This window comes from Jannaschia aquimarina, from assembly GCF_000877395.1.
GTDB lineage: Bacteria > Pseudomonadota > Alphaproteobacteria > Rhodobacterales > Rhodobacteraceae > Jannaschia > Jannaschia aquimarina.
Window position 1 is genome coordinate 136,376 of record NZ_JYFE01000041.1, and the last position, 26,689, is coordinate 163,064.

Genomic DNA, 26,689 nt, shown 5'->3' on the forward strand with positions numbered 1-26,689 from the left:
AAGTCGCCCTATCGCCGCCGGGCTGCCCCAATCGCGCCCGAATTCACCTTCACCTGTTCATCGCAGAGCAGGAGAGTTGACATGCGACATATGCAAGATGGATATCGCGGCCTGTCCCTTTTCCTTGGGCTGAACATCGACCGTTTCCTGTCGGCCTTCGCGATCGGCGGTGCGATTCTGATGGCTGCCTGGATCCAGTCCCTCTGACGCGCAGACGCCACACCCGACACGCGCGGGTGCTGGCTCTTTGACAAGGGTTGGGCCCCACGCTACTCCGATCCCAAGAATAATGGCGGGACAGGATGGAAGCGATGGGGGCACGCTCTGGCGGGCGGATCGGGTATAGGCCGATCCTGACGTTCCTTTCGGGCACGGCGCTGGCCGCGGTCACGGCGGCAGCGATACACGCGCAATCTTTCCGGTTCAGCAGTTTCGACGTGCAGGGGAACCAGCGCATCGAAACAGCCACGATCCTGTCCACGCTTGGCGTCACTCCCGGCGAAGTGGTCAGCGCGGGCGCGCTGAACGATGGGATCCAGCGCCTTCAGGCGTCGGGTCTCTTCGAAAGCGTCGAGGTCGTCCCGCAGGGCAACCAGCTTCTGGTTCTTGTCGAGGAATACCCAACGATCAGCCGCATCTCCATCGAGGGGAATCGCCGCGTTGATGACGAGGTGCTGAACCAGATCATCCGAAGCCAGGTCCGTCGCGTCTACGATCCCCGTCAGGCCGAGCAGGACGCCGCGAACCTCGCCCAGGCCTACGCCCAGGAAGGACGCCTCGCGGCGACCGTGGTGCCAAAGATCATCCGCCGCAGCGACAACCGTGTCGACCTGATCTTCGAGGTCGCCGAGGGACAGGTCTCGGAAGTTGAGCGGATTAGCTTCGTCGGGAACCGCGCCTTCTCGGACAGACGCCTGCGGCGCGTTCTGGAGACCAAGCAGGCGGGTATCTTCCGGACGTTCATCGGCTCGGACACGTTCGTCGCCGACCGTGTGGCCTTCGACTCGCAGCTCTTGCGCGACTTCTATCTGAGCCGGGGATACATCGACTTCGAGTTGCTGTCCGCGACGCCTGAACTCTCGCCGTCCCGCGATGCCTACTTCCTGACCTTCCGTGTGCAGGAGGGACAGCAGTTCCGTTTCAACAACGTCACGGTCACGTCCGATCTGCCCGAAATCGACATCGACGCCTACCAGCGCCAGATCCGGATCGACGATGGCGACGTCTACTCGCCGCAGGCCGTTGAGCGTCAGATCCAGCGGCTGGAGCTTCTTGCGACCCGAGACGGTCTCAGCTTCATCCGTGCGACGCCCCGCGTGACCCGCAACGATGCCGATCTGTCGCTGGACATCGAATTCGTGATCGAGCGTGGAGAACGCGTCTTCGTCGAACGCATCGACATCGAGGGCAACGCGACGACGCTTGATCGGGTCATCCGCCGCCAGTTCGAGACGGTCGAGGGCGATCCCTTTAATCCGCGCGAGATCCGCGCGGCGGCCGAACGCATCCGCGCCTTGGGTTACTTCACCCAGGCCGAGGTCACCGCCCGCGAGGGGACCGACGAAGGGCGCGTGATCGTCGACGTGGACGTCGAAGAACAACCGACGGGATCGCTCGGCTTTGGTGTGAGCTATTCGTCCGACAACCAGGCCAGCGTGGCATTCAGCTTTGCCGAGACCAACTTTCTGGGTCGCGGACAGACGCTGAACTTCGCCGTCGATACCGGCAGCCAGGCATCGGCCTCGAACATCACCTTCGTGGAGCCGGCCTTCCTCGACCGCGATCTCGCATTCAGCGTGTCCGCCTTCTACAACGAGACGTCGCGCGATGGCCGGAACTTCGACAGCAAGGATATCGGCTTCCGTACCGGCCTCGGGTTTCCGGTGGGCGAGTATTCCCGCCTGAACGTTTTCTACAGCCTGACGGAAACGGAGTTGGAGCGGAACGAGGATCCCTTTGACGTGAACGACGATGGCATCGTCGATCCGGGCGAAGGGATTGATCCGGTATCGGCAATCCTGCTGCGCGATGCGGGCGACCCGACGCTGACTTCTTCGGTCGGGTACAGCTTCGTCTACAACACGATCGGGACCGGTCTCGATCCAACGAGAGGCATCCGGCTGACATTTGGCCAGGAATTCGCGGGCCTCGGCGGGGACGAGAAGTTCGTGAAGACGACATTGGGCGTCGATGCCCAGCGGACGGTCCGGAACGACGAGGTCGTGCTGCGCGCATCGCTGGATGTCGGGGCGCTGGTGTCGCTGGACGACACGGTTTCCGTACGAGGTAACCGTTTCATCAACAACACCGGCCTGATCCGGGGCTTCGCCTCGGGTGGGATCGGTCCGCGTGACCCGTTCGCGCCCGACGATCCTCTGGGCGGCAACTATTTCGCGTCCGCCCGCTTCGAGGCGCAATTTCCTCTTGGGTTCATCCCCGAGGAATACGGCATCTCGGGCGCGCTCTGGCTGGATGCCGGTTCGGTCTGGGGGTTGGACGATGTGGACGGTGGCGCCGATGGCGACGACGGGATCGGCCTCGTGGACGATGACTTCTTCCTGAACTCCGCCGTTGGCTTCTCGATCCTGTGGGACACCCAGATCGGCCCGCTTCGCTTTGACTTCTCCGAGGCGATCGACAAGCGCGACTTCGATGAGACCCAGTCCTTCGATCTGACGATTCAGACGCGGTTCTGATGCACCGCAGAGGCGTCCTCGCGGGATTGGCCGCGTGGATCGCGCTTCCCGGCCATGCGCAGGGTCAGGACGCGATCGCGGTGCTCGACCGGGATGCCCTCTTTCCGCGCTCTGCGTTCGGCCAACGAATCCTGCGGGAAATCGAGGCAGAGACCGCGGAACTCGGGGCCGAGAACCGGCGGATCGAGGCGGAACTCGAGGCCGAAGAACTGACGCTGACCGAACGGCGCAAGGAGATGGAACCGGGCGAATTTCGCCTGTTGGCGCAGGCCTTCGATACGCGAGTGGAAGGGATCCGGCGGACGCAGGACGCCAAGGCGCGAGCAATCCAGGCCAAGTCGGACCGGGCACAACAGGTCTTTCTGGAGCGGGTGCGCCCGATCCTGGGCGCTCTCATTCAGGAGGCAGGGGTGCAGATCCTCTTGGATCGGCGTTTCGTCATCGCTTCGGCCGAGGGGATCGACATCACCCAGGCCGCGCTTCGCCGGATCGACGCGGAACTGGGCGAAGGGCACGGGCTGGAGGACCCTTCCGGGACAGAGGAGACCCCCGCTCCAGTCGAGGAAGCCACCGATCCTTAGATCTGAACGGGGGCCATCGCGCAGTCCAATACGCGGTCGCCAAGCGGGCATGCGAGTCCCCGGCACCAGCCAACTGGACCCGCTCCGGCCGCCCTGCTACCCCCGTTACAGACGTGAAGGAGGGCGCATGTCCGACACCCCGAGTGAAGCCGATATCCACCTCATCCAGCGGATCATTCCGCATCGGTACCCCTTTCTCCTGATCGACAAGGTCCGCGACATCGTTGCGAACACGTCCGCGACGGGGGTGAAGAACGTCACCTTCAACGAGCCGCACTTTCAGGGGCATTTCCCTCAGGCGCCGATCATGCCGGGGGTTACGATCGTCGAGGCGATGGCTCAGACCGCGGCGGTTATGGTCGGGGTCAGCAACGATTTGGCGGACAAGGATTTCCTCGTCTATTTCATGGGGATCGACGGCGCCAAATTTCGCCGCAAGGTCGTTCCGGGCGACGTGCTCGAACTGGCCGTCACCGTCACGCGGGGCAAGCCCGGCGCGAAGGTCTGGCGGTTCACGGGGCGCGCCACCGTCGAGGGGGAACTCGCCGCCGAAGCCGACTTCACCGCCATGATGGACTTGCCCAAGGACGCGGCTTGATGGCCATCGACCCGTCCGCCTCCGTCCACCCGAGCGCGATTGTCGAAGAGGGCGCAAGCCTAGGGCCCGGGGTGCGCATCGGTCCGTTCAGCGTCGTCGGTTCGGACGTGACCCTGAACGAAGGGGTCGAGCTGAAATCCCATGTCGTTGTCACCGGCTGGACGGAGATCGGTTCGGGGACGACGATCTGGCCCTTTGCCTGCATCGGCGAGATCCCTCAGGATCTGAAGTTCGGTGGCGAACGCACGAAGCTCTCGATCGGGAGGCGGAACCGGATCCGCGAATACGTGACGATGAATCCGGGCACCGAAGGCGGCGGGGGCGAGACAGTGGTCGGGGATGACGGGCTCTACATGGCGGGATGCCACATCGCCCACGATTGCCATGTCGGCAACAACGTCATCGTGGTGAACAACTCTGCCGTCGCCGGTCACTGCCAGGTCGAGGATGACGTGATCATCGGCGGGCTGTCGGGCATTCATCAATGGGTCCGGGTCGGGCGCGGGGCGATCATCGGGGCCCTGTCGATGGTGACGGCGGACGTGCTGCCCTACGGCCTCGTTCATGGACCTCGTGGAGAGTTGGACGGCCTGAACCTCGTCGGACTGAAGCGACGCGGGGTTGCGCGCTCCGACATTCAGGCTTTGCGTGCCGCGCTGCTGACGTTGAAACAGGGCGAGGGCACGTTCGCCGAGCGGGCCCGCCGTCTTGGTGAGGAAAGCGACAGCGCCTACGTCACGCGTATGGTGGAGTTCATCACCGGCGCGACCGATCGGTCGTTCCTCGTGCCGAAATGAGCCGCACGGCGCTGATCGCGGGGCAGGGCGGTCTGCCCCGCGCCGTGGCCAACGCATTGGGCCGCGCCGATGTGCCGTGGTTCGCGTGCCATCTCGAAGGCTTCGTGCCCGAGGGTGTGGGCCAGTCGCGTGGCTTTCGCATCGAACATCTCGGCAGCTTCATCGCCGGCCTGAAGGATGACGGGGTAGAGCGGGTGGTTTTCGCCGGCCGCGTGGCCCGTCCGCCTTTGGACGCCGAGGCAGTGGACGCGGCGACGATGCCGCTTGTGCCTCGGATGATGCAGGCGATCCGCTCCGGCGACGATGCCGCCCTGCGCGCCGTGATCTCGTTCTTCGAAGAGGCCGGCCTCGCCGTCGTCGGCGTGCAGGACGTCGCGCCGGAACTGGTCGATCTGCCGGAGATCGGAGAACCGGACGAAGGACACCGCGCCGACATCGCCCGTGCACGGGAGGTCCATGCCGCGATGGGGTCGGCCGATGTCGGGCAGGCCTGCGTCGTCGTGGCGGGGCAGGTCCTGGCGGTGGAGGCCTTGCCGGGGACGGACTGGATGCTGGCCTCGCTCGCGCCGCCACCCCCCGCACCGCCTCGGCCATCCACAGGGGGGCTTTTCGGGGGTGATCTCTTCGGCGGGGCAGCGGATTGGTTGTCCGGACCCGGCCTCCCCGCCGGTCTGCCGGACTTTCCGCGTCCCCCGGGCGGGGTGCTCCTGAAGGCGCCGAAGCCGGGTCAGGACCGACGCATCGACCTGCCGACGATCGGCCCGGAAACCGCGCAGCGGGCCGCCAAGGCCCAGCTCGCGGGCATCGCCGTGGAAGCCGGCGGCGTGCTGGTGATCGACCGCGACGAGGTCGCGCAGATCGCGCGCGGCGCAGGGCTGTTCCTGCACGCCTATACGCCGTGAACCTGTTTCTTCTGGCCGGGGAGCCATCTGGGGACCGCCTTGGCGCGGCCCTGATGGACGGCTTGCATACGATTGCAAAGCCGCGGATCGCTGGTATCGGCGGGCCGCAGATGATCGCGCGGGGTCTCGACAGCCTGTTCCCAATGGATCGGCTGTCGGTGATGGGCCTCGCGGAGGTCCTGCCGCGTCTCCCGGAACTTTTCGCCCTTCGGGATCAAGCGGTAGAGGCCGTGCTGGACGGCAAGCCGGATGCGCTGATCACCATCGACAGTCCCGATTTCGGCCTGAGGGTCGCGGCGAAGGTGCGCGCCGCGGACCCTTCGATCCGGACCATCCACTACGTCGCCCCCTCCGTCTGGGCGTGGCGGCCCGGCCGGGCGGCGAAAATGGCGCGCAGCATCGACCACATCCTCGCGCTTCTGCCGTTCGAGCCGCCCTACATGGAGGCCGCTGGTATGACCTGCGATTTCGTGGGCCACCCCGTGGTCGCCGCGCCCCGAGCGACCCTGGCGCAGGCAGAGGCGTTCCGTTCGGCCCACGGGGAGCGCCTGGCTCTCGTTCTGCCCGGCTCTCGTGGAGGGGAGATCGCGCGCCTTGCGTCCATCTTCGGTGAGGCGTTGCGGCAATTGCCCGACGGCGTCCGTGTCGTGGTTCCGACCCTCCCGCATCTGAAGGACCGTCTCTCCGAGGCGACGCGGAACTGGCCCGGCAAGCCCCTTGTCGTGGCGGAGGAGGACGATCGCCGTGCGGCCTTCGCCGCAGCCGACGCCGCGCTGGCGGCCTCGGGCACTGTCAGCCTTGAACTGGCCGCGAACGGGGTCCCGATGGTTATCGCATACGACATGGCCTGGCTGAGCCGCCTCCTGCTCGCACGCATGCTCCAGGTCGATACCGTGACGCTCGTCAATCTCGTCAGCGAGACGCGCGCCGTACCCGAATTCCTCGGCGCCGCCTGCAAGCCCGGTCCCGTGGGCGAAGCTTTCTCCCGGTTGCTGACGGTGCCTTCTCTCAGGGAAACCCAGCGCGAGGCACTGGACCTGACGATGGATCGTCTGGGCCGCGGGGGCGAAGCGCCCGGTCTGCGTGCCGCACGCTCTGTGCTGGCCCATCTGTAGGCGGTCGAGACATGCCCTGGGCACATCGGCTGCAGGATCCACCTCAGCCCGGTCAGGCAGGCGCCTCGGTTGCAGGCAGCGCCTCTGCCACGCCGATCATGCTGTCGCGCGTCACCAGCTTCGCGAGTCGATCGGGCTGCCAGCCGTCGGTGCCGTCCGGCCTGCGCGGGACGACGATGTAGCGCATGTCGGCCGTGCTGTCGTGGACGCGAAGCTCCACGCCTTCCGGAAGGATCGTGCCGAACTCGGCGAGCACCTTTCGCGGCTCCCGCACGGTGCGGGAGCGATAGGCGCGGCTCTTGTACCAGTCGGGTGGCAGGCCGAGCAGGTTGCGCGGATAGCAGCTACACAGGGTGCAGACGACGACGTTGTGCAGCCGGGACGTGTTCTCCAGCGCGATCAAACGCATGGGACCGACCTCGAAGCCCATCTCCGCACAGGCGTTCGATCCGTCGCGCAGCGCGAGATCGCGAAAGGCAGGATCCGTCCAGAAACGCGCAACGAAGGCGGCGCCTTGTGCCGGGCTGCGCGCGTCCATCGCGTCGATCTGCTCTCGAACCTGAGCAGCGGTGACGATGCCCTTCTCGACCATCAGTTCCCGGATCGCGATCTCCATCGCCTGCCAGTAGGTCAGCGGTCCATCCTGATCGGGCCGATACGGATGACCGGATGGAGAGAGATGATCGTGGTGATCGTGAGGCATCAGGCCGGCTCCAGCCAGTGCGCGTAGATCTCGGCCTCCAGCGTGTCCGCGTCGTCCCTGTCCCACAGATCGCCAAGCGGGAAGCGGACACGATAGAGATCGAGGGGATCTCCCTTCCGGCGGTAGGCAAGCTGTTCGGGGTTCGGAAATGGACCGAGGACGCGCTCGACCTCTCCGACGCGGCCGCGCAGGTATCCCGGCGTGCGCACGTGGCCGGGCGGCATCATCGCTTTGACGCGGACACGCGCACCGGGCGCGAAGTCAGCCATTCGACGCATCTCCGTAAGTCTCGCCGCGTGCCTGGACCGCCGCGATGCGCTCGCCCAGTTCCGAAGGGGTATAAACGCCCGCTTCAAGGAGGTTCTGGTTCAGCGATGCGACCCAGCGTTCGTAGTAGCTCATGGTCTCGAAGGCGTCTTCGCCCATGTCCTCCAGCACGCGCCGCAGGCCGTCGACATTCATCTTGCCAGTGGTGGTCGCCAGGATGACCAAGGCGTCGACCCGCTTTTCCCATAGCGCGTAATCGTGATCCTCGGGCACGACGCGGCCCGCCTCGCGTCCGCCCATGTCGTGCCAGCGGCGTCCATCGGTCATCGCTGCGCCATCGTCTCGATCTGTGTGCGCAGGCCCGGCATCGGATAGCCCGCCTGGTCGAGTGCGGCCATGATCTCGTCGGTCGGCATGCGCCCTGCCATGGCCAGCGCCCAGAGGATCGCCGAGCGGGTGCCCGAGGCGCAGTAGGCCACCGTCAGGCCCGAGGCCGCTTCTATGGCGTTCGCCTGCTCTTCGATGGCGTCGACGGTGAGGCCCGGCATGGCGACCGGGTTGAAGGTGAAGGCCATGCCGGCCGCTTCGGCCGCCGCCTGCATGTCCGCAGCCCTGTGGCCGGGCGGCACTTCGGCATCGGGCCGGTTGCAGATGATCGCCGTCGCTCCGCGTTCGGCGAGGATCGCCATGTCGGCCGGTTCCAGCATGGGGGCGACGGAGTGGCTTTCGGAAAGAGGTCTCAGGTCCATGATTCGACGATGGGTCAGGGCAGGGGGATGGTCAACGGGTCCCTCGCCGGTCTTGCGCATCCGGTTTCACCGGTCGCCCCGGCGGGACCGGAGCATGGAAGCCGCTCTGCTTGGCGTCTATACGGCGCGCATGAGCCTCGACCGTTCCGATCCGCCTGTCGCGCCCCAGCCGCCAACCCGTCCCGCTCCGGAGGGGGCGTGCGACACCCACATCCACATGCTGGCGAATGACATGCCGATGTGGCCCGGACGGGTGGAGGACCCGGCGGCATTGGGGTTCGCCGACTATCTCGCGGTCTGGCGCGCCGAGATGGCTGCGAACGGCATCGACAGAACGGTTGTCGTGCAGTCGATCCTGTACGGGACCGACAACACGGTGACGCTGCGGACGGTCGAGGAATTGGGACGCAACGCCGCTCGCGCGGTGGTGCTGGTCACGGATCAGGTCACCGATGCGGAGCTGGACGAGCTGGTCGCGCGCGGCGCCGTCGGTGTCCGTCTGAACTATGTCCATGGCGGCGTGCTTACGTGGGACGGGGTCGAGGCCATCGCGCCCCGCCTCGCGGATCGCGGCCTGCACATTCAGATGTTGTGCATGGCCGACCGACACTTGCCCGACCTGGCCTCGCGGATCGCTGCATTGCCGGTTCCCGTGGTGCTCGATCACATGGCATGGCCGAACGTGTCCGCCGGTCCGACCGAGCCGGGCTTCGCCACGCTCTGCCGACTGCTGGAGCGGCACGACGTCTATGTAAAGCTGTCGGCCCCCTACCGTCTGGCCGAAGCGCCGTTCGACAGGCTGGACGACCACATCCGCGCGCTGCTGGCCGCGAATGCCCAGCGATGCCTCTGGGGGTCCGATTGGCCGCAGATCATGCTCAACGGGGCGAGACGCGCTTCGGGGGGCACGCTGCTCGATGCGTTCGATCGGGTGTGTCCGAACGATGCGACACGGAACGCCGTGCTCGTCGACAACCCGGCACGTCTCTACGGGTTCTGAACTTCGGCGCCATCGCCTGACCGGTGGGGCAAGTCTCGGGTCGTCTCCTATCCCGTGGCACTGGCAAGCTCCGCCCGCAACTCGCCCAGTCGGCCGAGGCAGGCTCTCCCGACGATGCGGACCGCGTCCGTATCGCCCGTGTTCAGGAGCTCGCTGAGCTTCTGTGCGAGGGTCTGGGTCGGCAAAGCACCCAGAGCCCCGGTCAGCGAAAGCAGGATGTGCGTCTGGAATCGTGCCTCCGCCAGATCTCCCTGCGCGAGGGCATTCTCGAGCGTCTTCTCGACATTGGCGAGGTCCTCTTTCATGCGCTCCAGCATCTCCGGCGCGGCACTCGGTCCGGCAGAGGCGAGCAGGTCGGCAAGGATGGCGGCGCTCAGGACCGGTGCTGCTTCGGGCTGCCAGTCGGCTGCGCGGGGGGCGTCGGCCAGAAGGCCGGAGATTGCGCGTCCGAACGTCTCAAGGTCGGGCAGCGGCTTCGTCAGGATCCCGTCCGCGCCTTCCTCCACTATGTCGGCCTGTATGGCGGGATCCCGATGTGCAGTCATCGCGATCATCGGCATCGGCGGGGCGACGCCGCGCGCCTGGCGCAGCCGCTCGGCCCGTATGACCTCGCGCCCCCCGAGCAGAGGCATCTCGACGTCGATCAGCGCCAGATCGAACCGCGCCCGCGCGAGCCAGTTCAGGGCGGCCACGCCATCCGTCGCGATGTCGCATTCCGCCCCCATGCGGGACAGCATGCCGGCCAGCAGCGTCTGAACGGTCGCGCTGTCATCGACGATGAGGACTTTCCAGCCCGACAGATCAGGGATCTCTTCGCTGGGCGGAGGATCGGCGACCTGAAGCTCTGCCGGCAGATGGAGCGAGACCTCCGCGCCGCCCTCTGCGACGTTTCGTGCGGTGATCGTGGCCCCGATCCGGCCCGCATGCTCGGTCGCGATGTGCAGGCCCATGCCTGTCCCGTGCGATCCCGGCCCGGTCTGTGCCGGTTCGAACAAGAGCGGCAGCTCGGGCGGAAAGCCCGGCCCGTCATCGATGATCAGAAGTGCCGCGCCGCCATTTCGTTGCTCCAGCGTGAGCGTGACACGGCTCCGGGCGTGGCGGAGTGCATTGCCCAGGACGTTGGCCAGGATGCGGCGCAACGGCAATGCTTCGACGCGCCAGAGTCTCGTGACGCCGTCGTCGATATCCAGGTCCACCGTGACGCCCAACGGCGCGGCCGCACCGCGCCAATGGCGCATGGTTCGGTCCAGCAGCCTGCGCAGATCGACCACGGAAGTGTCGCCCGGAAGGCTCGCCGTGTCGTCCAGCAGCTCGTCCATGAGCCGCACCATGAGGTCCGACGCGGCCTGCACCCGTTCGAGTTGCGCCCGGGCGGCCGACGTCAGGACTTCCTGTTCCAGGAGGCGCAAGCCGCCGACGACGTCAGCCGCCGCAGCCCGGAGATCATGGCCCAGAAGGACTCTGTGATCGGGAAGGTCGCTCGCCTCGTCCGCCGGATCGTTCACCCGCGACCTCTGCCGAGCGTCGCGAGCGCGTCGCGGATCTCGTCCAGGATCGCAGGATCGTCGATGGTGGCCGGCGTCGCCACCGTTTCGCCATCGGCGATCTTGGCCATGGTCGCGCGAAGGATCTTGCCTGATCGGGTCTTGGGCAGGCGTGGGACGCAGACCGCCTGATGGAAGGCGGCGACGGGCCCGATCCTCTCGCGGACCAGGCGCACGCAATCCGCGACGATGTCGGCTTCCGCACGCTGGGCACCTGCGTTCAGGCACAGGAAGCCGACCGGGACCTGACCCTTCAGCGGATCGGCCGCGCCGATCACGGCGCATTCGGCCACGTCAGGGTGGGTCGAGAGCACCTCTTCCATTCCGCCGGTCGACAGGCGATGGCCGGCGACGTTGATGACGTCATCCGTGCGGGCCATGATCCAGAGGTATCCATCTTCGTCCAGCATCCCGGCATCCCCGGTCTCGTAGTAGCCGGGGAAGGTGGTCAGGTAGGATTTCCGGAACCGCTCTTCGGCGTTCCAGAGCGTTGGCAGGGTTCCCGGCGGCAGGGGCAGCTTGATCGCGATCGCACCCAGCGCCCCGGGGGCCACGGCGGTGCCTCCCTCGTCGAGCACCTCGACCTGATAGCCGGGCATCGGAACCGACGGGCTTCCGGATTTCACTGGCAGAGGCTCCAGCCCCATCGGGTTCGCGGCGATGGCGAATCCGGTTTCGGTCTGCCACCAATGGTCGATGACCGGCTTTCCGGTGGTCCGTTCGATCCATTCGACCGTATCCGGGTCGGCCCGCTCTCCGGCGAGGAAGATCGTCCGCAACGCTGACAGATCGAACCGCGAAGCCAGCTCACCTTTCGGGTCCTCACGCTTGACGGCGCGGAACGCGGTCGGCGCGGTAAAGAAGACCGAGACCTCGTGATCCGCCATCACGCGCCAGAACGTCGTCGCATCCGGCGTGCCTACCGGCTTGCCTTCGAAAACGATGGTCGTGCAGCCGTGGATCAGCGGCGCGTAGGCGATGTAACTGTGGCCGACGACCCATCCCACATCCGATGCCGCCCAGAAGACTTCGCCGGGCGCGACGCCGTAGACGTTCGTCATGGTCCATTCCAGCGCGACCAGATGCCCGCCGGTCGGCCGGACGACGCCCTTCGGCGCCCCTGTCGTCCCCGACGTATAGAGGATGTAGGCCGGATGATCCGCTTGCACCGGGACGCACTCGACGGGTGCGACCCCGTGTTGCGCGGCGACCCAATCCTCCCATCCCTCTTGCATTTCGGCGTGGCATCGGTTGCGTTGCAGTATCAGGATGCAGTCGGGTTCATGTTCGGCCTGGTTCAAGGCCCCCGCCAGAAGCGGGCCGTATTCGACGACCCGCGAGGGCTCGATCCCGCAGGAGGCCGCGAGGACGGCCTTGGGCTTGGCGTCGTCGATCCGGATTGCCAGCTCCGGACTTGCGAACCCGCCGAATACGACCGAGTGAATGGCCCCAATTCTGGCGCAGGCGAGCATCGCAACGATCGCTTCGGGGATCATCGGCATGTAGATGACGACGCGGTCCCCCGTGCCGACACCGCGTGCGGTCATGGTTCCAGCGAGAACGGCCACCCGGTCACGGAGTTCCACATAGGTCAGGCGCGCGACGCTTTCCGTGACCGGGCTGTCATGGATGATCGCAAACCGGTCGCCATGTCCGGCCTCGACATGCCGGTCGACCGCGTTCCAGCAGGTGTTGACCAGTCCGTCGCAATACCATTCCGGCACCGGCCCGCCCCGGTCGAACAGCGCCCTGGAGGGCATCCGATCCCAGTCGATGGCCTGCGCCGCGTCCATCCAGAACCCTTCGGGATCCGTCGCGGCCCGATCATACTCGTCCCTGTAACCCATGCTGGCATCCCCTCTCGATCTCGCAGGCGACACTAGGGCGCGGCTGGCGAAACGCGCAAGGGCGCTCGCGCGGGGACGCACGATGGACGGAACATGCGGGTAGCAATAAGAGTTTCGACTCGGCTCAACCGCAAAGAGAAATGCGATGACCACTCCTCACGTGCCGGGCAAGATTCTGAAAGGGTGGGCGCGCTGGCGCTCCATCCTGATGCACCTGTCTCCGCCAAAGCTGCTCCTGGTCGGATATCTGAGCTACATGCTCATCGGTTGGGCCCTGCTCTGCCTTCCGTTCGCGCAACAGGTCCCGGTCGCCGCCCTGGACGCGCTCTTCATTGCGACATCGGCGGTTTCGACCACGGGTCTCGTGTCGGTCGATCCCGGTTCCTCGTTCAGCCTGTTCGGCGAGATCGTGATCCTTTTCCTGATCCAGATGGGCGGGTTGGGTTACATGACGATCGGGTCGTTCGTCATCATGCATCTGGCCCAAGGCTTCGACCGGGTGAGGCGCACCACGACGAAGCATGCATTCAACCTGCCGGACACGATCGACCCGGCCCAATTCGTCAAGGCGGTGGTGATCTTCACCTTCGCGGTCGAGGCGATCGGTGCGATCCTGCTCTACTTCCTGTTTTTGGAAGCGGGTGTGGATCGGGCCGCCTGGTCGGCGATCTTCCACTCGGTCTCGGCCTTCGCGACCGCCGGGTTCAGCCTCAATTCGAACTCGTTCGAGGATTTCGTCGCCAACCCGGGCGTGAATATCGTGATTTCGACGCTGTCGATCCTCGGCGCGATGGGCTTTCTGATCGTCGTCGATTTCTGGCGGAACATGACGGGCCGGAACCGCCATCTGGGCTTCACGTCGAAGGTCATCTGGCGCATCACGCTCAGCTTCCTGATCGTCGGCACGCTGGTTCTGTTTGTCGTCGAGCCGTCCTATCAGGAGATGCCCGCTGACGAACGCCTGATGGCCAGCTTCTTCCAGGTGATGACCGCCTCGACGACGGTCGGGTTCAACACCACCCCGACATCCGCGCTTGCCCCCGCGATCATCGTGGTGATGTTCTTCCTCATGATCGTCGGCGCCTCGCCGGCCGGGACGGGAGGAGGGCTCAAGACGACCTCGTTCGCCGCGCTCGTCGGGCTCGTCCGGTCGACGCTGAAGGGGCGGGACCGGATCCGCTATTTCAAGCGGGAGATCCCGTTGGAACGGCTCCAGACGGCGACGGCATCGCTGACCTACTATGTCGGGCTCCTGTTCGTCGCCACGTTCCTGCTGTTTCTCACCGACAGTTCGCTGCCCTTCGACAAGGTCTTCTTCGAGGCGATCAGCGCGATGGGCACCGTGGGCCTGTCGATGGGGATCACCGGCGATCTGACGGAAGTCGGCAAGCTGGTCATCATCGTGCTGATGACCGCCGGACGCGTGGGTATCCTGACGTTCGGAATGGCGCTGGCGGCACATGACGAGACCCGCGACGAGGAAGAGGACAACGACTTGGTCCTCTGACGTCCTCGCGCGGAATGCTCGCTGCAAGATCGGCGGGGTGAGCTTAGCTTTGGTTCGCCCCCCGCCAGGATCGGATGATGCGCCTCACGGCCTCCCAGTCGTCGGCCTCGTCCCGGTGCCCGGCGACGCGTTGTTGGCGCGCATTCTTGGCGGCGACGGCTTCGGCGCGGTCGCCCGCCACATCGTATAGCCGATGGGCCTGCTGAACGGCTTCGCTTGGTTGCAGCATGACAATCCTCCCAGTTGTCGTGACGAGACCAAGCATACGGGCCCGATGCAGCGATTTAAGGGGAAAAGGGTCCCTCAGCCATACTGGGCGAGCATCTGCATGAGGGTGTCGTGGGTGTCCGCCTCGCTGACGTCTTTGTCTTGCCGCCAGCGCAGCATCCGTGGAAAGCGCAACGAGACGCCTGACTTGTGGCGCGTACTTTCGCGTATCCCCTCGAATCCGATCTCGAAAACCTGTTCGGGGGGAACCTGCCGCACGGGTCCGAACCGCGCGAGGGTGTTGCGGCGGACCCAGTGGGTGATCTTCCGGAATTCCGCATCCGTCAGCCCCGAATAGGCCTTGGTGAAGGGCACCAGATCGTTTCCTTTCCAGACGGCGAAGGTAAAGTCGGTATAAAGGTTCGCGCGCCGTCCGTGGCCGGCCTGCGCGTAGACCATCACCGCGTCGATGCTGAGCGGGTCCAGCTTCCACTTCCACCAATCGCCCTTCTTGCGGCCGACATGGTACGGGCTGTCTTTGCGTTTGAGCATCAAGCCCTCGGCTTGCGCCTCGCGCGCGCCGCTGCGGATCTCCGCCAGACCCTCCCAATCGTCAGCCGAAACCGTCGGGGACAAGAGGACCGGCGCATCCGCGGGCAGGGGCGAGACAAGCTCTTCGAGCCGCGCGCGCCGCTCGGCGAACGGTCGGGCGCGGATGTCGCGGCCCGCCTCCTCCAGCAGGTCGTAGGCATAGAGGATCGCGGGCGCCTCGCTCAGCAGTTTCTTCGGCACCGTCTTGCGCCCGATGCGCTTTTGCAGCGCGCTGAAGCCCATGGGGCGACCGGCCGTATGATCCCATGCCAGGATCTCACCGTCGATGACGGTCCCGTCGGGCAGGAAGTCGCCCGCCCGCGCGAATTCGGGGAAGCGGTCGGTCATCAATTCTTCGCCGCGCGACCAGAGGTAATGCCCGCCGCCGCGAAGGATCAATTGTCCGCGAATGCCGTCCCATTTCCATTCCGCCAGCCAGTCTTCGGCGGGTCCCAAGACGGCGGGGCCCGTCCCGGTATCGTAGCCGGGGGCTGTGTCCACACCGTGGGCAAGGCAGAACGGATAGGGGCGGGACAGGTCGGCCCCGGGATCGGGCGCCACGATCAGAGACTGGTAGCTCACGCTTTCGGGGGACCATTCGCCCATGATCCGATGGGCAAGCTCCGCCTCCTCGATCCCGGTGGCCTGCGACAAGGCCCGGGTCATGAGCTTCTGGCTCACTCCGACGCGGAAACCGCCCGTGATGAGCTTGTTGAAGACAAAACGCTCTGCGCCGCCGAGCCTGTCCCACGCATCCAGGATCGCGGCCTTCTTCTCGGCTTCGTCGGCTTTTGCCAATGCACGGATATCGCCGATCCACTCCGACAGGCTCCGGTCGGCCTCGCGGGTGGGGTCGGGCAGCACGAGGTGGATGGTCTCCGCCAGATCCCCGACCTTGTCGTAGCTTTCGCGGAACAGCCACATGGGCAAGCCGGCGACTTCGGCCGCCCACTCCGCGAGCCGGTTGGCGGTGATCGTCCGCTTTGGCCGCCGCCCCGAAAGGAGCGCGATGGTCCAGAGGCGATCCGCCTCGGGCGCGTCTCCGAAATATGCCGACAGCGCCGCCGTCTTGCGCGTCGTTTTCGTCGTCTGGTCCAGCGCGGTGAAGAGTTGGGCAAACCGTTTCATGCAGGACCAAGCGAGGCGACGATACGCTCGATCGCGGCATCGGCGGCAGCGGAATAGCCCGCCGACAGATGGTAGACATGCGGGACGCCTTCGACCCGCGCGACTTCGACCGGGGCGCCGTATCCCCGCAGCAGCGCCGCAACGGCCTGTCCGTCGCCCTCCAGCACTTCGCGGGCGGAGACCTCGATATGGACCGGTGGGCATCCGTCGTAGCGGCCGTGGATCGGCGAGAGCCGGGGATCGGAACAATCCACGTCGCAGGCATAGGCAGCGATGCATCGTCGCAGAAAGGCCTCCGGCAACAGCATCTCGTCATGATCCGGCGGTGCCTCGCGCGTGGCGTCAACGCGCGCAACCGGCGAGATCAGGAAGACCGTGGCCGGGGGCGTGCCCCGACGCAGCAGGTCCTGCAGGACGGCCAGCGCGATGCCACCGCCAGCGCTGTCCCCTCCCAGATGGAAGCCGGGCTCCAGGGCGCGGGCGACCGCTTCGCAATCCTCGACCGCCGCGGGGAACGGGTGTTCGGGTGCCAGGCGGTAATCGGGCACGATGACCTCGGCCCGGGCGGCCGAAGCGATCCGGTCCGTCAGCCCGGCATGGGTGCGCGGAGATCCGAGAATGAAACCTCCGCCGTGCAGGTAGAGCACGCGGCGCACCGCGTCGGGCGGCGTGACGATCCTGCAGGGAACGCCCGCGATCCTTTCCCATCGTGCGGGAAGTCGGGGCGTCTTGGTGGCGAGGCGGGCCTGCATCTCGAACATCGCACGGTGCACGGCGATCGGCAGCGGCAGCGCGAGAAGCGGACGGTCGATCCAGCGCGCGGTCAGCGCCCGCATCCGATCGAACCGGGCCTGCGTGCTCATGCGTCGCCCTTGAGAAATGCCGCCATCTGCGCCAGCGCCGCATCCGCGGCCGGGGCGCGCCCGGCGGCGATGTGCCATGCATGGGGAAGGCCGGCCGCTTTCTCGACCGTCACCTGGCCTCCGCCATCGCGCATCCTGTCCGCCAGCCGGTCGCAATCCTCCTCCAGGATCTCGCCATGCGAGCAATGGATCAAGACCGGCGGGCAGCCGGGATAGTCCGCGCGCAACGGCGACAGGCGCGGGTCGGCGGGATTGGCGCCAGCCACGTAGTCCCGCGCGATCCGTTCCAGCAGCGGGCGCGACAGGACCAGATCGCGCGCCCCGGTCGGGTCGGGGCGTGCCGGATCGAGGTCCGCGGCGGGGGCGATGAGGGCGACGCGAAGGGGCGGCGTGCCGTCCGCAAGCAATTGGGCGAGAACCGATGCCGCCAGTGTGCCCCCCGCACTGTCCCCCCCCAGCAGAAAAGGACCCTGCGCGGCGATCTCGCGGGCGGCGGCGAGGCAGTCCTCGTAGCCTGCGGGGAAGGGGTGCTCGGGCGCGAGACGATAGTTCGGGACCACGAAGCGCAGACCGGCCGCAGCCATCGGGTCCGTCAGACGCGCATGGGTCCGTGGCGAGCCGAGCGTGAAGCATCCGCCATGGCACCAGAGAACCGTCTCGACCGGGTCGCGCGGCGTGGCGATGCGGGCCTCGCGGGAGCCGATGCGCCCCCATTCCACATGCAGGCCGGGCCGGGCCGTATCCCTGACAGCGATCTGGACCGCGCTGCGCCAGACGCTCCAGGGCAGGGGCGCGGCCAGGGCCGGCTTGGCACCGAACCGTGCCGACAGGGCCAGCGCGCGATCCTGCCAGGTCGTCGGCTCCATCGCGGTCACGCGGCGTCCTCGGCCGTGTCGAGCTCGCTCTCGAACTCCTCGCCCTCGTATTCGGTGCTGACGACATGGGCGTCATAACCCTCTTCGCGCAGCCAGCGATGGAAGGCCGCGGTATAGCCATGGGTGGCGAAGATCCTGCTGGCGCCGGTCGCGCGGATCGCGTCGTTCAGACCTGGCCAATCGGCATGATCGCTGATGACGAAGCCCCGATCGGCAGACCGGCGGCGCCGCACGCCACGCAGCGCCATCCACCCCGATGCGATCCCCGTCGAGGCCTGCCCGAACTTGCGGATCCACCCGCCCGCAAGAGCCGAAGGTGGAGCCACGACAAGCGCGCCGGCATGGGCCTTGAGATCTGTCTCGGGCGTGACCCGCACCGTGTCGGGAAGGGCCACCCCCTGCGCGCGCAGAACCGCATTCGTGTTCTCCACCGCACCATGGGTGAGGATCGGTCCGATTGACGCGTCGACCATGGTCATCACGCGTTGCGCTTTTCCCAAGGCATATGCGCCGATGACGCTGAAGCGGTCCTCTGCGGCGTTCGCGGCCCACCATGCGTTCAAATCGGCTTCGAGCTCCGCGTCTTCGCGCCATTTGAAGACCGGGAGACCGAAGGTGCATTCCGTGATGAAGGCGTGGCAGGAAACGGGTTCCCACGGTTCGGACAACCTGTCTGCACCCGTCTTGTAATCGCCCGAGACGACCCAGACCTCGCCCTTGTGCTCCACGCGGATCTGAGCGCTTCCCGGAACGTGCCCGGCCGGGTGGAAGCTGACGGTGACGCCGTTTACGTCGCGGGTCTCCCCGAACCCGATCCCGTCGGCCCGGATCTCGCCAAGCCGATGGCGCATGACCGGCAGCGCCGCATGGGTTGCGAGGTAGGCCCCATGGCCCGGCCGCGAATGATCCGCATGTCCATGGGTGATCAGCGCGCGGGCGACGGGCCGCCAAGGGTCGATGTGGAAATCGCCCGCCGGGCAATAGATCCCATCGTCGGTGAATTCGAGTACCATCCCCTTTTAGGTGGGGCGGATGGGACGACGTGTCCAGCCGTCATCTCCGGGCTGAATTGGTTCGGAGCGCCTCCGGACGGCTGAAGCCGGATCCGGGCTTCTGTCGATGGTAGGTTAGGATCGGTGCCGCGTGTCCGGCATAGGCCGCTGCATTCGGGGGCTGCCCGGATTGCGCGGCCTATGCTTTGCTTGCACATGGCTGGCCGCGATCCGGTTCGGCGGCCGTGTCAGCCCGATCTGTCCTGTCGCGGTCAAGCTACGCAGAGAGGCACCGAGATCGGGCGCGATGGTCCGATGGCTGGCAGCGGACGGAGGCGCAATGGCGCATGTTCTTCCGACATCGGAACCCACTGACGCCACAGGGCCTCTTGGTTCGGTTCCGTAAAGGGCAGCTTCGCGCCCCCGATCATGCCGCGCGAAGATACGGATGGTCGCGCGTGGCCCGAAGCACGACCTGATCCGCCGGAGCAATTCGACCTTTCACGAGACGTCGTGCCGAGCGGCCGGCGATCATGCAGGCCATGAACCGGTCGGGTCCGCCCTCAGCTCTCCGGCGCAGGCAGAAGCGTCAGCTCACCCGCATCCTCCAACTCGCGAATCTTCGCGGCGAAGTCCCGTTGGGCGACCTCCGCCTCTTCCGGATCGATGGCGCCCTTCTCTTCCAGTTCGTCACGCATCTGTTGCGAAAGACGCTCGGTGATCGCAGAGAACAGGAAGGTGGCGACCGGGCCATCGGCCTCGTTCCCGATGGCGGCAAGGACGGTTTCGTTCGGGACGTCGCGCATGACCCGCGGCACATCGCGCTTTTCAAGGCGGTCCGGAATGTTCTCCCATGAGAAGACGGCAGCCCGAAGTCGGGCCGCAAATTCCGGCGCCGCGGCGTCCAGGCGATCGAGAAGATCCGCCCGCGCACCGGAGGTCGATGCGTTCAGGATCGCACCGCCCCTGATCTCCGCCGGGAGATCGAACGCCTTGGGCGCCGTCGACGCGGCCGATCGGCCGAGCGCACGGCCGATCTGCGCGACGGTGTGCGGAGGCACCGCGCCCGTCGTGTCGAAGGCGATCATCACCTCGCTCGCCCGGTCGGGGCCCATCTTCTGCATCAGGTCGGCCGACAGCAGTGACGGCAACTGAGAGAGGAGAACCGCGCAGACCTCCGGCGTTTCGCCAGCCATGAGGGCGAGCAGGCGGTCCGGCGGAAGTTCCCCCAGGCTGTTCCACGTCGCGTTCCCGGAGACCGAACCCTCATCCGGCAATTCGGATATCAGGTCCTCGACGACTTCAGGCGCAAGGCGCCCGTCGAGCGCGGTCAACGCCTCCCCAAGATCGGCGGGAAAGCGGACGCCGAGCTGGTCGATCTCCGTCGCGAATTCCGCCGTGACCGCGGCCAATGTCGCACGGTCCACGAAACGCAGATCCCCAAGCGCACGCGTCAGTAACCGCTGAAGATCCGGCGGGAGATCCGAGACACCGGGATCCGCCCCCTCCGACAACAGAAGGTGGACGATCACCGCAGCCTTCTGCGTCGGTGTGAGAGGATGGCGGGGCGCGCTCATGCGCCTCTCTTGGCAGTGCCGCCTTAAGGAAGCGTTACACCAGCGATGCCGTCAGCCGCGCCAGTTGGCCGGCCGGCTCGTCCGAGCTCCAGATCTCTTCTCCTAGGGCGAAGAAGTCGCAGACACCGGCCAGCGCCTCGATTGCGGTCGCGTCCAATCCGCCCTCCGCCACGACGGGCAACTCTATGATCTCGGACCACCAGGCGAACAGTTCGCGTTGCGCGGTCTCGCCGGCGCCGAGGTTGGTGCCGACCGGCCCGAAGGACACGTAGTCGGCGCCGTTCTCGCCTGCGACCATGCCGTCGTGACGCGAGGCGCCGCACCACGCGCCGATGATCGGGTCCTCGCCCCAATCCGCGCGCAGCTTCCGCAAGGGCCGGGGGTCCGTCAGGTGAACGCCATCCAGCCCGAGCGGCTGTACGAGCGCGGTATGATCGGCGACCACCAACGGCACGTCGCGCGCATGGGCGACCTCGCGGCACAGATCGGCGGCGCGCGTCACCCGGTCCGCATCCTGCGTGAGCATTTGCAATCGTATGCAAGCCACCGGCCGTGCATCCAGAACCGCCGCCAGACGGTCGGGAAAGGCGGCGTCGATCTCGGGCGGGGTGATCAGGTAGATCTGCGGCACGTCGGTCATGCGCGCTTCGCTATCCGGCGGGACGTTGCGCCGCAAGCGCCAGCGGGATAGGGCGCGCGCCATGTCCCGACCCGCCTTCGTCCTGGTCCGCCCCCAGATGGGTGAGAATATCGGCGCCGCCGCCCGTGCCATGCTGAATTTCGGTCTGGATCGGATGCGCGTGGTCGGCCCACGCGACGGATGGCCCAACGAGCGGGCCGTCGCATTGGCGTCGGGCGCGGGCAGGGTGCTGGACGCGGCGATGGTGACGGAAACCACGGCGGAGGCCGTGGCGGACGCGCAATGGGTTCTGGCCACGACCGCCCGTGACCGCGATCTGACCAAACCGATCTACACTCCCGAAGCGGCGATGACCGAGGCCCGCGACCGCATCGCGGCGGGCCAGCGGGTCGCCGTCCTGTTCGGGCCCGAGAGGGCGGGGCTGGAGAACGACGACATCGCCACGGCGAACGCCATCGTGAGCGTGCCGACCAATCCCGACTTCGCGTCCCTGAACCTCGCGCAATGCGTGCTGCTGACGGGATACGAATGGCGGCGTGTCACGACCGGGGCGGCGGGCGCAGAGACCCGCATGGCCGGCACGGACTGGGCCAATGCGGCCGAGATCGCGGCATTGGGCGACCATTTCGAAGAGCGGCTGGGGCAGGCCGGGTTCTTCTTTCCAGAGGCGAAAGCGCCCGCCATGAAGCGGCACCTGCGCAACCTCTGGTCACGCATGCCGCTGACGCGGGCCGACGTTCAGACCTTTCATGGCATGATGCGTCAGATGGTACGCTGGAAGGAGCGGGGATAACTGCTTACCTGCCCCCCGACGGATGACGAGAGGGACCCGCATGGCAAAGCGCGCGATCTTCGAGGAAGTGGGCACAAGCGAGCGCAAGGCGGTCGCGACCGGTGGTATAGATGCCGCGCGCAAGGGCGACAGATTGGCGGTCCGTCTGTGGCTGGGGATCCTGTTCGCCTTGGTCGTCGTGATGATCGCCGTTGGCGGCATGACCCGGCTGACCGACTCGGGGCTCTCGATCACGGAATGGCGCCCCGTGACTGGCGCGATCCCTCCGCTGTCGCAGGCCGACTGGGAGGCCGAGTTCGAGCTCTACCGCCAGATCCCGGAATACCAGCTTCAGAACCGCGGCATGACGATGGCCGAGTTCAAGGTGATCTATTGGTGGGAATGGGGGCACCGGCAGCTTGGGCGCTTCATCGGACTCGTCTGGGCGGTTGGCTTCCTCGGCCTGCTGCTGACCAAGCGCATCCCGCCGGGCTGGACGGGGCGCCTGTTGGGTCTCGGTGCTTTGGGCGGCCTGCAGGGGGCGATCGGCTGGTGGATGGTCGCCTCCGGTCTGACGGGGACGATGCTGGACGTCGCCTCTTATCGCCTCGCGACGCATCTCGGGCTGGCCTTCGTGATCCTGGGCCTGATCGCGTGGTTCATGCTGTCGATGGCGCGGCCCGCATCGGACCTGCTCCAGGCGCGGCGGCTGTCGGAGACACGCTTCATGACCTGGGGCGCCGTGCTGGTCGGGGCGGTCCTCTTCCAGATCATATGGGGCGCGCTGGTCGCGGGCATCGATGCCGGGCGCAACTATATCGACTGGCCGCTGATGGCCGGCGGCCTGACCCCGCCCGGCATGTGGGAGATGGCACCGTGGTGGCGCAACCTGTTCGAGAATGACGGAACGGTGCAGTTCTTCCATCGTCTCTGGGGGTACGTTCTGTTCGCGCTGGTGATCTGGGCCGCCATGGCCGCGCGCCGGTCGCCGAACCGTAAGACGAAGATCGCCTTCACCGCCGTGGCGCACATGACCTTCCTTCAGATTCTGTTGGGGATCGTGACGGTGATGTATTCCTCGCCCTGGTATCTCGCGATCGTCCACCAATTCGGGGCCGTCGTGCTGTTGGTCCTTGCCATCCGGGCCAGGCATCGCGCCAAGTATCCATTGGCTCAATCGGTGAGGACCGCATGAAGGACACGCTCTCTGCCTACGATACGCTGATGGCGCATCAGCGGACGACCGAGGCGCTCGCCTCGGTTGCCGGTCGGACCGGATGGGACCAGGAGACGATGATGCCACGCGGCTCCGCCCCCCAGCGTGCCGATGAGATGGCCGCGCTGGAGGAGGTGCTCCACGCCCGCCGCACGGATCCGCGCATCGGGGAGTGGCTGGACGCCGCAGATCCGATGGACGAAGTGCAAACCGCCAACCTCCGCGAGATACGCCGCAATTACGAGCGGACGCTGAAAGTGCCGGGCGATCTGGCGGCGGAAATCGCGCGGGTCACGTCGCTGGCGCAGGGCAAGTGGGCCCGCGCACGCGAGAACGAGGATGCCGATGCCTTCATCCCGGTGCTGGCCGAAGTGGTTCGCCTGCGCCGCGAGGAGGGGGCGGCCTTGGCCGAAGGCGGGGATCCCTACGACGCGCTGATGCAGGATTACGAGCCGGGCGGCCATGCCTCGGCCATGGCGGCCATGTTCGACGAGATGCGGTCCCGCCTGGTCGACCTGCGCCGCCGTGCGTTGGACGGCGAGCCGGCACCCCGCCTCTCGGGGACCTTCCCGAAAGAGACGCAACTCATGCTGGCGCGCGAGATCGCCGAGGCGTTCGGCTACGACTTCCAGCGCGGCCGACTCGATCTTGCGGTGCATCCTTTCAGTTCCGGCTCGGGGCTGGACGTTCGCATCACCACACGCGTGGACGAGGCCGATCCTTTCAACTGCCTCTATTCCACGATCCACGAAGTCGGCCACGCGGCCTACGAGCAGAACGTCGACGCAGCGCATCTGCTGACGCCGCTCGGGCGCGGTGTTTCGATGGGGGTCCACGAAAGCCAGTCACGCAGCTACGAGAACCAGATGGGCCGGTCCGAGGCCTATTGCGGATGGCTCTACGGGCGGATGCGCGACCTCTTCGGCGAGATCGGTGTCGCCTCGGAACGCGACTTCTACCGCGCCGTGAACGCCGTCCGGTCCGGCTACATCCGGACCGAGGCCGACGAGGTGAACTACAACCTCCACATCATGTTGCGCTTCGATCTGGAGCGCGCGCTGATCCGGGGCGAGTTGGAGGCGGACGGCATCGAGGCTGCCTGGAACGAGCGGTTCGAGGCGGATTTCGGCTTTGCCGTCGACAGGCCTTCGAATGGATTCCTGCAGGACGTGCACTGGTCGGTGGGATTGATGGGATACTTCCCGACCTACTCGCTGGGCAACCTGTATGCCGGCTGCCTCATGGCTGCGGCACGGCAGGAGCTGAGCGGGATCGACGCGGCGCTGGCAAAGGGCGATCCATCGCCTGCGACGACATGGATGTGCGATTGCCTGCAACGGTTCGGCGGTCTGCGCCCGCCGGTCGAGACGATCGAGAACGCTACCGGGTCGCCCCCCTCGGCGGGACCTTTGCTCGACTATCTGGAAGCGAAATTCGGCGACCTCTATCCGTAGGCCATTCAATCCCGAACGCGGTTACATCGACGCCCGGCTGGCCTCCCCTCCAGCCGGGCGTCGGCGCGCAGGAGCGTCTTTCGACGGCCCGCGCTCGCACGGAGCGGTCGTCGTCGCCTCCGTGACTGTCTTCGACCTCTAGCAGCCGGTTCCGGGCCGCGCATTGATCTGTGACAAACTCTATCAAACTTGGCCATTCAAACTATCAGGCAGCCTGCCGGTCAAGATGAGCGCCGTAATACAGGCCCACCACATGCTCCGCTTCGGCGAAGAACAGCCAGCGCGTCACGAAGACGCCGCCCAGATGGATCAGCAAGGCGAGGCCGGCCAGCGCGTGTTTGGCTGCGAAACCCAGATCGAAGGGGGCCAGGACCAGGATCGCGGGCACCAGGGATGCGGCAAGCAGGCCGATGACCCGCAACTTGACGGCATGCTTGCGCGCGATGCGAAAGACCATCTCTCTCGTCAGGTAGTTATCGCCAGTATGGGGGGCCTCGAATAGGGTGACTCCACTGTTCAGGCGCGTGGCGGAGCGGATCGTGGTCCCGACCTCGGCAAAGCGGCGGTCGCCCTTCCACCAGTGCCAGAGGGTGATCGCGCCGGCCAGCAGGAACAGCCAGCCCGACCATGTCTCGCGGCCCGACAGGAGCGCGCCCCCCGCCAGCGCGTAGGCCAGGAACATCGCAGGCGTTGCCGCCTGATTCCAACGGGGTACGGCACGGAGTTGGGCATAGATCATCGAGGTCGTGAAGACGGTGGCGAGCGAGAGCAAGGCGCCGACCCAGCCCAGAGGCGCGAAATGCGTGTCGCGGAAGACCAGCCCGGCCGCGAAGACACCCATCACGACCAGTGCCAGCACCGCCGCCCAGGCTTCCCGGCTCAGCCAGGACGTGCGCCATTGGCTGTAGGATTTCCAGGCGTTCTTCTTATTTTTCAGATGGAAGAACGCCGAAAACAATCCGCCGCAGGCCAGCGCGTAGGCGATGGCGAAGAAGGTGAAGCCGACCCATCCGCGGGGCGGGTCCGGGTCGAGGCCGAGGAAGAACAGCAATCCGAACCCCGCACCAGACAGGGTCGAGAAGATGATGACGCTGGGGGCAGGATGCATCAGAGCTTCTCAAGCGTCCGGTCGAGCCAGCCGAGAAACCCTTTCGGTTCCTCCGCGACCGGGGCGAGGAAGGGCGCGAGCACGTCTTCCTCCCCAGACATTTCAGGGGCTTGCAGCGTGTCCTTCTCACGCGGCGGCAAGTACTTGTTGACCGGTTTCGTCTCTTGTTCGGGCATCAGGTCGACGCCGCCGCGGGCCTGAACCAGCCGGCTGACATCGCTGTCCGGGTCGGCGAGGTCTCCGAAATGGCGCGCGCCGGCCGGGCAGGTGCGGACGCAGGCCGGCACGCGGTCCTCCTCGGGCAGGTTCTCGTTGTAGATCCGATCCACGCAGAGCGTGCATTTCTTCATGATTCCAGCGGCTTCGTCCACTTCGCGGGCGCCGTAGGGACAGGCCCAGGCGCAGAGGCCGCAGCCCATGCAGGCGTCTTCGTTCACGAGGACGATGCCGTCCTCCTCGCGCTTGTAGCTGGCCCCCGTTGGGCAGACCGTCACACAGGGCGCGTCATCGCAATGCAGACAGCTCTTCGGGAAGTGGATGGTTTGCGCAAGTCCTTGATCGGGCTCGACTTGGTAGGAGTGGATCCGGTTGAGGAACGTGCCGGACGCATCGCCATACGGATCCTGATCGGAGAGCGGGGCGCCGTAATTCTGGGTGTTCCAGCCCTTGCAGGCGGTCACGCAGGCATGACAGCCCACGCAGGTGTCGAGGTCGATGACGAGGCCGAGCTTCTTGTTCGTCGATGCAGGTAAGGCCGTCATCTTCTGCCCCCTTGGTGCAAAAATGCCGATGCACCCCCTGTGCACCCCCTGTGCACCCCCCGTCTGCACAACGTGCACCACTCTGCGGACCGGGACCCCCCGATATCTGTCTTCTCTGCTTCAAAAATATCCCGGGGAGCGCGAGGGGCTGGCCCCTCGCTCCCACCCCTGCAACCGGTGCTCGCCCGCCGGATCCGGA

General features: G+C 66.5%; 27 protein-coding genes. 12 read left to right on the forward strand and 15 right to left on the reverse strand.

The window, feature by feature from the left end; genetic code table 11:
• Positions 1-81 precede the first annotated feature (81 nt).
• From jaqu_RS22235 to lpxB, 7 genes are all read left to right on the forward strand, one after another.
• Positions 82-207, forward strand: coding sequence for a hypothetical protein (locus jaqu_RS22235; protein ID WP_269078988.1), 126 nt, complete (start codon positions 82-84; stop codon positions 205-207).
• A 104-nt stretch (positions 208-311) separates the two neighbouring features.
• A complete protein-coding gene (gene bamA / locus jaqu_RS11225) occupies positions 312-2,696 on the forward strand; it encodes an outer membrane protein assembly factor BamA (RefSeq protein WP_236687840.1) in 2,385 nt (794 codons plus the stop codon).
• Positions 2,696-3,277: an OmpH family outer membrane protein gene (locus tag jaqu_RS11230; RefSeq protein ID WP_052500926.1), complete on the forward strand. Its 582-nt coding sequence runs from the start codon at positions 2,696-2,698 to the stop codon at positions 3,275-3,277. The genes bamA and jaqu_RS11230 overlap by 1 nt, the downstream gene beginning before the upstream one ends.
• A gap of 127 nt (positions 3,278-3,404) precedes the next feature.
• Positions 3,405-3,875, forward strand: coding sequence for a 3-hydroxyacyl-ACP dehydratase FabZ (gene fabZ / locus jaqu_RS11235; RefSeq protein WP_043919061.1), 471 nt, complete (start codon positions 3,405-3,407; stop codon positions 3,873-3,875).
• Complete coding sequence (lpxA, locus tag jaqu_RS11240) at positions 3,875-4,672, forward strand: acyl-ACP--UDP-N-acetylglucosamine O-acyltransferase (protein ID WP_043919062.1); 798 nt, start codon at positions 3,875-3,877, stop codon at positions 4,670-4,672. The genes fabZ and lpxA overlap by 1 nt, the downstream gene beginning before the upstream one ends.
• Entirely contained in the window at positions 4,669-5,574 is a 906-nt protein-coding gene (locus jaqu_RS11245) for an LpxI family protein (RefSeq protein WP_043919063.1), read from the forward strand. Before lpxA ends, jaqu_RS11245 begins: the two co-directional genes overlap by 4 nt.
• The gene (gene lpxB / locus jaqu_RS11250; protein ID WP_084629750.1) at positions 5,571-6,689 is read left to right on the forward strand and encodes a lipid-A-disaccharide synthase; all 1,119 of its coding nucleotides are present in this window, start codon (positions 5,571-5,573) and stop codon (positions 6,687-6,689) included. Before jaqu_RS11245 ends, lpxB begins: the two co-directional genes overlap by 4 nt.
• Positions 6,690-6,741: 52 nt before the next feature.
• On the opposite strand, the gene jaqu_RS11255 is transcribed toward lpxB, so the two are convergent.
• From jaqu_RS11255 to jaqu_RS11270, 4 genes are read right to left on the reverse strand one after another with little or no spacing between them, the layout of a single operon-like run.
• The gene (locus tag jaqu_RS11255; RefSeq protein WP_043919064.1) at positions 6,742-7,392 is read right to left on the reverse strand and encodes a nitrile hydratase subunit alpha; all 651 of its coding nucleotides are present in this window, start codon (positions 7,390-7,392) and stop codon (positions 6,742-6,744) included.
• Complete coding sequence (locus jaqu_RS22240) at positions 7,392-7,661, reverse strand: SH3-like domain-containing protein (RefSeq protein ID WP_043919065.1); 270 nt, start codon at positions 7,659-7,661, stop codon at positions 7,392-7,394. The genes jaqu_RS11255 and jaqu_RS22240 overlap by 1 nt, the downstream gene beginning before the upstream one ends.
• On the reverse strand, positions 7,654-7,986 hold the full coding sequence (locus tag jaqu_RS22245; protein WP_043919066.1) for an SH3-like domain-containing protein: 333 nt from the start codon (positions 7,984-7,986) through the stop codon (positions 7,654-7,656). The genes jaqu_RS22240 and jaqu_RS22245 overlap by 8 nt, the downstream gene beginning before the upstream one ends.
• On the reverse strand, positions 7,983-8,408 hold the full coding sequence (locus jaqu_RS11270) for a TIGR01244 family sulfur transferase (protein WP_043919180.1): 426 nt from the start codon (positions 8,406-8,408) through the stop codon (positions 7,983-7,985). Before jaqu_RS11270 ends, jaqu_RS22245 begins: the two co-directional genes overlap by 4 nt.
• Before the next feature lie 94 nt (positions 8,409-8,502).
• Here jaqu_RS11270 and jaqu_RS11275 point away from each other — a divergent pair, with 94 nt between their 5' ends.
• Positions 8,503-9,408, forward strand: coding sequence for an amidohydrolase family protein (locus jaqu_RS11275; RefSeq protein ID WP_236687841.1), 906 nt, complete (start codon positions 8,503-8,505; stop codon positions 9,406-9,408).
• Between the two features lie 47 nt (positions 9,409-9,455).
• Here the strand turns inward: jaqu_RS11275 and jaqu_RS11280 are convergent, their stop codons facing one another.
• Both jaqu_RS11280 and jaqu_RS11285 read right to left on the reverse strand, forming a co-directional pair.
• Positions 9,456-10,913 (reverse strand): hybrid sensor histidine kinase/response regulator, encoded by a 1,458-nt coding sequence (locus jaqu_RS11280; protein WP_043919067.1) that lies wholly within the window; start codon positions 10,911-10,913, stop codon positions 9,456-9,458.
• Positions 10,910-12,799: an AMP-binding protein gene (locus tag jaqu_RS11285; protein ID WP_043919068.1), complete on the reverse strand. Its 1,890-nt coding sequence runs from the start codon at positions 12,797-12,799 to the stop codon at positions 10,910-10,912. Before jaqu_RS11285 ends, jaqu_RS11280 begins: the two co-directional genes overlap by 4 nt.
• A 145-nt stretch (positions 12,800-12,944) precedes the next feature.
• Between jaqu_RS11285 and jaqu_RS11290 the strand changes: the two genes are divergently transcribed.
• Complete coding sequence (locus jaqu_RS11290; protein ID WP_043919069.1) at positions 12,945-14,306, forward strand: TrkH family potassium uptake protein; 1,362 nt, start codon at positions 12,945-12,947, stop codon at positions 14,304-14,306.
• A 43-nt stretch (positions 14,307-14,349) separates the two neighbouring features.
• On the opposite strand, the gene jaqu_RS11295 is transcribed toward jaqu_RS11290, so the two are convergent.
• The 7 genes from jaqu_RS11295 to jaqu_RS11325 all read right to left on the reverse strand — a co-directional run bounded on the left by jaqu_RS11295 (position 14,350) and on the right by jaqu_RS11325 (position 21,179).
• Positions 14,350-14,535, reverse strand: coding sequence for a hypothetical protein (locus jaqu_RS11295; RefSeq protein ID WP_043919070.1), 186 nt, complete (start codon positions 14,533-14,535; stop codon positions 14,350-14,352).
• 74 nt (positions 14,536-14,609) lie between these two features.
• Positions 14,610-16,232, reverse strand: coding sequence for an ATP-dependent DNA ligase (locus tag jaqu_RS11300; RefSeq protein WP_043919071.1), 1,623 nt, complete (start codon positions 16,230-16,232; stop codon positions 14,610-14,612).
• Positions 16,229-17,095, reverse strand: a complete 867-nt coding sequence (locus jaqu_RS11305; RefSeq protein WP_043919072.1) for an alpha/beta hydrolase — start codon at positions 17,093-17,095, stop codon at positions 16,229-16,231. Before jaqu_RS11305 ends, jaqu_RS11300 begins: the two co-directional genes overlap by 4 nt.
• Positions 17,092-17,961, reverse strand: a complete 870-nt coding sequence (locus jaqu_RS11310; protein ID WP_141134328.1) for an alpha/beta hydrolase — start codon at positions 17,959-17,961, stop codon at positions 17,092-17,094. The genes jaqu_RS11305 and jaqu_RS11310 overlap by 4 nt, the downstream gene beginning before the upstream one ends.
• Positions 17,962-17,966: 5 nt before the next feature.
• Entirely contained in the window at positions 17,967-18,983 is a 1,017-nt protein-coding gene (locus jaqu_RS11315) for a ligase-associated DNA damage response exonuclease (RefSeq protein ID WP_043919073.1), read from the reverse strand.
• Between the two features lie 542 nt (positions 18,984-19,525).
• On the reverse strand, positions 19,526-20,539 hold the full coding sequence (locus jaqu_RS11320) for a FliG C-terminal domain-containing protein (RefSeq protein WP_043919074.1): 1,014 nt from the start codon (positions 20,537-20,539) through the stop codon (positions 19,526-19,528).
• A gap of 34 nt (positions 20,540-20,573) precedes the next feature.
• On the reverse strand, positions 20,574-21,179 hold the full coding sequence (locus jaqu_RS11325; RefSeq protein ID WP_043919183.1) for a thiamine phosphate synthase: 606 nt from the start codon (positions 21,177-21,179) through the stop codon (positions 20,574-20,576).
• Positions 21,180-21,240: 61 nt separating this feature from the next.
• Here jaqu_RS11325 and jaqu_RS11330 point away from each other — a divergent pair, with 61 nt between their 5' ends.
• Genes jaqu_RS11330 through jaqu_RS11340 form a run of 3 tightly spaced genes read left to right on the forward strand, consistent with a single transcriptional unit; the run spans position 21,241 to position 24,621 of the window.
• The gene (locus jaqu_RS11330) at positions 21,241-21,972 is read left to right on the forward strand and encodes an RNA methyltransferase (RefSeq protein ID WP_043919075.1); all 732 of its coding nucleotides are present in this window, start codon (positions 21,241-21,243) and stop codon (positions 21,970-21,972) included.
• A 40-nt stretch (positions 21,973-22,012) separates the two neighbouring features.
• Positions 22,013-23,146 carry a heme A synthase gene (gene ctaA / locus jaqu_RS11335; protein WP_043919076.1) on the forward strand — a complete coding sequence of 378 codons (1,134 nt, stop codon included), beginning with the start codon at positions 22,013-22,015 and terminating at the stop codon, positions 23,144-23,146.
• Positions 23,143-24,621, forward strand: a complete 1,479-nt coding sequence (locus jaqu_RS11340) for a carboxypeptidase M32 (RefSeq protein ID WP_043919077.1) — start codon at positions 23,143-23,145, stop codon at positions 24,619-24,621. The genes ctaA and jaqu_RS11340 overlap by 4 nt, the downstream gene beginning before the upstream one ends.
• A 205-nt stretch (positions 24,622-24,826) precedes the next feature.
• Here the strand turns inward: jaqu_RS11340 and jaqu_RS11345 are convergent, their stop codons facing one another.
• Together jaqu_RS11345 and jaqu_RS11350 are read right to left on the reverse strand one after the other, a co-directional pair.
• Positions 24,827-25,729 carry a dimethyl sulfoxide reductase anchor subunit family protein gene (locus tag jaqu_RS11345; protein WP_043919078.1) on the reverse strand — a complete coding sequence of 301 codons (903 nt, stop codon included), beginning with the start codon at positions 25,727-25,729 and terminating at the stop codon, positions 24,827-24,829.
• Positions 25,729-26,490 (reverse strand): 4Fe-4S dicluster domain-containing protein, encoded by a 762-nt coding sequence (locus jaqu_RS11350; protein ID WP_043919079.1) that lies wholly within the window; start codon positions 26,488-26,490, stop codon positions 25,729-25,731. The genes jaqu_RS11345 and jaqu_RS11350 overlap by 1 nt, the downstream gene beginning before the upstream one ends.
• Positions 26,491-26,689 lie beyond the last annotated feature (199 nt).